General features: G+C 70.1%; 3 protein-coding genes. 1 reads left to right on the top strand and 2 read right to left on the bottom strand.

The annotated features are described in order from the left end of the window. Window positions 1-484 (bottom strand): DAK2 domain-containing protein (locus tag MVA01S_RS29295; protein ID WP_159426381.1); only part of this gene is annotated, 484 nt, incomplete at its 3' end. Window positions 485-702: 218 nt separating this feature from the next. On the opposite strand from MVA01S_RS29295, the gene rpmB reads away from it, so the two are divergent. After that, window positions 703-897 (top strand): 50S ribosomal protein L28, encoded by a 195-nt coding sequence (rpmB, locus tag MVA01S_RS29290; protein WP_003928664.1) that lies wholly within the window; start codon window positions 703-705, stop codon window positions 895-897. Between the two features lie 11 nt (window positions 898-908). Here the strand turns inward: rpmB and MVA01S_RS29285 are convergent, their stop codons facing one another. Further along, window positions 909-1,586 (bottom strand): uracil-DNA glycosylase, encoded by a 678-nt coding sequence (locus MVA01S_RS29285; protein ID WP_003928665.1) that lies wholly within the window; start codon window positions 1,584-1,586, stop codon window positions 909-911. Window positions 1,587-1,675 lie beyond the last annotated feature (89 nt).

Raw genomic sequence — 1,675 nt, 5'->3', positions numbered from 1 at the left:
CGCCCTGCGCCGAGACCGCCTCCTCGGCGGCTTCGGCGGCGTCGTGCAGCACCGAGACGATGGTGCCGGGCACGGCTTCGCCCATCGAGGTGACGACCAGGGTGAGCGCATGCCGCAGCGACGTGCTCAGCAGTGGGGCGCTGATGTCGGTCAGCACACCGTCGCGATCCTCGGCGGCGGCCGCGGTGACTTCGGCGACGGCCCGCAGGATCTGCGACAGGATCACCCCTGAGTTGCCGCGCGCGCCGCGCAGCGCGCCGGCGGCCAGTGCCGCCGCGACCTCGGTGACATCGGCCGCGGCGTCACACGCGTCGGCCTGCGCCCAGGCGGCGCGCATCGTGAACAGCATGTTCGTGCCGGTGTCGGCGTCGGCCACCGGGAAGACGTTGAGACGGTTGATCTCGTCGGTGTGGGCGATGAGGTCCGTGACAGCAGCGTGCGCCCAACGCCGCAGGGCGGACGCATCGAGGCGCCGAACCGACATCCCACCTCCACACTGCTTCCGACGTCCGCGTCAGCCTAACCAGTGCCGGCGACAGCGCCGAAGTGTGCCGGACGCGGCCTGTGGACACCGGGAGTCCCGGGTTTTGGTGATCCTCGCAACGGCCGGTATTCTGATCGGGTTGTCGGGTCGCGCCGCTGCTGAGGTGGCCGGAAAGATCCCGACCCAAGACCCTGAGTACCGATTCGAGGAGTTTCAACATGGCTGCCGTGTGCGAGATCTGCGGGAAGGGCCCCGGCTTCGGCAAGTCGGTGTCGCACTCCCATCGCCGGACCAGCCGTCGCTGGAACCCGAACATCCAGTCCGTGCGCGCGGTGTCGGGCCCGGGCGGCAACAAGCACCGTGTCAACGTGTGCACGTCGTGCCTGAAGGCCGGCAAGGTCGCCCGCGGCTAGCAGTTCCCTTTTCAGGGCAGGCGCCAGTCGATCGGCTCGGCGCCCATCTGCATGAGCAGGTCGTTCGCGCGGCTGAAGGGTTTCGACCCGAAGAACCCGCGCGAGGCCGACAGTGGCGACGGGTGCGGGGATTCGATGACCGCGGTGTCGCCCAGCATCGGGCGCAGCGTCGACGCGTCCCGGCCCCACAGCACGGCCACCAGCGGCCGGTCGCGGGCCACCAGCGCGCGGATCGCGCACTCGGTGACCGCTTCCCACCCCTTACCGCGGTGCGACGCCGGTGTGCCCGGCCGCACGGTCAGCACCCTGTTGAGCAGCATCACACCCTGCTCGCACCACGGCGTCAGGTCACCGCACCCCGGCTTCGGATGCCCGAGATCGGCCTCGTACTCCTTGAAGATGTTGTCGAGGCTGCGCGGCAGCGGGCGCACGTCAGGCGCGACCGAGAAACTCAATCCGACGGCGTGACCGGGTGTCGGGTACGGGTCCTGCCCGACGATGAGCACCCTGACCTTGTCGAGCGGGAAGGTGAACGCGCGCAGCACGTTCTCCCCGGCAGGCAGATAACGGTGCCCGGCGGCCAGTTCCGCGCGCAGGAACTCCCCCATCTGGGTCACCTGGGGTTCCACCGGGGCCAGCGCCTCGGCCCAGCCGTCGTCGATCAATTCCCGTAGCGGACGTCCTGTCACGAGAGGCCAACATAGCGGTCGGCGGATCAGAACGACTGCCAGCCCCGGTCTCCGCGCCACGGCGCCCCGTCGACGGTCACGGCGGGGGC

It is taken from the genome of Mycolicibacterium vaccae NBRC 14118 = CIP 105934 (assembly GCF_001552715.1).
GTDB lineage: Bacteria > Actinomycetota > Actinomycetes > Mycobacteriales > Mycobacteriaceae > Mycobacterium > Mycobacterium vaccae.
This window is presented reverse-complemented; position numbering and strand designations above follow the sequence as displayed.